The 2372-nt window shown below is 40.3% G+C and carries 2 protein-coding genes; one reads left to right on the top strand and one right to left on the bottom strand.

The window, feature by feature from the left end:
• On the top strand, positions 1 to 1182 hold a 1182-nt coding region (locus H5072_RS17085), incomplete at its 5' end, for a sodium-dependent transporter (protein ID WP_182694223.1).
• Between the two features lie 94 nt (positions 1183 to 1276).
• Here H5072_RS17085 and H5072_RS17090 read toward each other — a convergent pair.
• Entirely contained in the window at positions 1277 to 2257 is a 981-nt protein-coding gene (locus tag H5072_RS17090; RefSeq protein ID WP_182694224.1) for a 2-hydroxyacid dehydrogenase, read from the bottom strand.
• Between the last annotated feature and the right edge of the window lie 115 nt (positions 2258 to 2372).

Below are 2372 nucleotides of genomic sequence, written 5' to 3' on the forward strand. Positions count from 1 at the left end.
TTTATTGTTATATTTTTACTTGCGCTACCTGCGCTGTATACTGAACTTTATTTAGGTCACAAAGCACAAGCTAACCCGGTAAAAGCATTGGGCGATGCATGGCAAAACACTAGCCGTAAAGTAGGTGCAGCAGCCGGTTACATAGGCCTTGCGGGCGCAGTTGTTATGCTAAGTTTTTATTCAATAGTGGCAGGGTGGATGCTCTCGTACGCTATTGAACCCATAACAACCTTTTTAGGTTTCACAGGCGCAAGCGAATTTTTACATAGCGACTCAGTGCTGCGTAATTTTGTATTTACGCCGCTTATGCTTATTTTAACTGCCAGTATTATTTTAAAAGGGGTTAAATCGGGAATCGAAACTTGGTCGCGCCGTTTAATGCCACTGTTACTTGTGCTGCTTGTTGGTTTAATTGCCTACATTGCAACACTCGATGGCGCAAGCGAAGGCTTTGCCGCGTATTTAATCCCTGATTTTAGCCAAATACTCGACCCTAATTTAATTATTGCCGCAATGGGGCAAGCGTTCTTTTCGCTCTCGTTAGGTGTGGGTTGTATGATGATTTACGGCTCGTATTTACAACCAGATGCTAATTTACCAAAGCTCACAGCAGGTGTTGCACTACTTGATACTGGCGTTGCTTTTTTAGCGGGGTTACTTATTATTCCTGCTATTTATGTGGCGCAGCACAACGGTGTAGAGGTATTTAGTGGCGGTAAATTGATTGGTGAAGGGCAGCTAATTTTTGCTATTTTACCTGAGCTATTTAGCACCATGGGCGAAATTGGCTTATTAGTTGGTTTATTGTTTTTTGTATTAATGTCTATCGCATCGGTTACGTCAACTATATCGACGACTGAAATTCCGGTAGCGTTTTTAGTCGAAAACCACAACGTTAGTCGCACCAAAGCAACATGGGCAGTGAGCGCCGTTGTACTTGTGTGTGCAAGCGCAATTATACTAAATTTTGATTGGTTATTTGGCTTAGTTATTATGCTATTTACTCAATACCAATTGCCGCTTATGGGCTTGTTTTACTTTATTACGGTAGGTTGGATGTGGCAGCGTGGTAATAAATTACACCAAGCAACAACAGGCCTACATTACTGGTTTGCTCAGTATATTCGTTTTGTTTGCCCAATATTAATGACCTTGGTATTTGCAAACGTTGCGTTTGGTTAAGCTCTATTTAAAGTGAATTTTTAAACAAAAAAAGCGAATAGGGCTCACCTTATTCGCTTTTTTTGTGCCTGTTATCTAGGTATAGCTTAGGTCTTTATAAAACCTCATTAGTTAGAGGCCTACCTTCACTTACTTCAAGCGCGTTAAATACGGTTGTGTTTGCTATTTCGGTAAGTGCTTCTTGCGTAAAAAATCCCTGATGCCCCGTTACTAATACGTTTTTAAAGCTCACTAAGCGCGAGAATATATCGTCTTGGTTTATTTCGTCGCTGTGGTTTTTAAAAAAAAGCTCCGATTCTTGCTCGTAAACGTCGAGTCCCAGGTAACCTAGCTTTTTAGTTTTAAGCGCGCTAATACACGCGTTACTATCAAGCAATGCACCGCGAGAAGTGTTAATGAGCATAACGCCGGTTTTCATTTTACTAAATGCCTCATCATTTATTAAATGATGAGTTTGCTCGTTCAGTGGGCAATGTAAAGAAATCACATCGCTTTGGCTAAGCAAGGTGTCTATATCGGTAATTGTATAATTGCCAGGTTGCGCGTATGGGTCGCACACTAATACTTTAGCGCCAAAGCCATTTAAAATGTTACACAGCGCAAGGCCAATTTTACCGCAACCTACAATACCCACGGTTTTATTGTGCAAGTTAAAACCAAGCAATCCGTTTAAATCAAAGTTGTCTTCGCGTACGCGGTTATACGCTTTATGGGTTTTACGGCTAAGTGTTAGCATAAGTGCAATACAATGCTCGGCTACTGCTTCTGGGCTGTAAGCCGGTACGCGTAATACTTTAATTTTATGTGCTTTTGCTGCAGGTAAATCAACGTTATTAAATCCTGCACAACGCAGTAAAATAGTATTTATGCCTTGGCTTGCCAATTGTTCAATAACCGTGTCGTTTACGGTGTCGTTTACAAATACACATATGGCATCAAACCCGCTTGCTAAAATAGCCGTTTGTTCGCTCAGGGCTTGCTCAAAATACGTTATTTTTATATCACGGTGATCGCGTGTACTTTGTTTAAAAAAAGGCAGTTCGTACTTTTGTGTACTAAAAAAAGCAATGTTCATGGTAATAGCCTCGACGCTTAAAAAGTATCAATACAATAAACTACTTTATAAACCTGTGCTTTAGTAACACGCATTTTATTGATTTAAATTAAGCCTTAGCTGGCGTAAACAAAGG

The organism is Pseudoalteromonas sp. SR45-5 (assembly GCF_014163565.1).
Taxonomy (GTDB): Bacteria; Pseudomonadota; Gammaproteobacteria; order Enterobacterales; family Alteromonadaceae; genus Pseudoalteromonas; species Pseudoalteromonas distincta.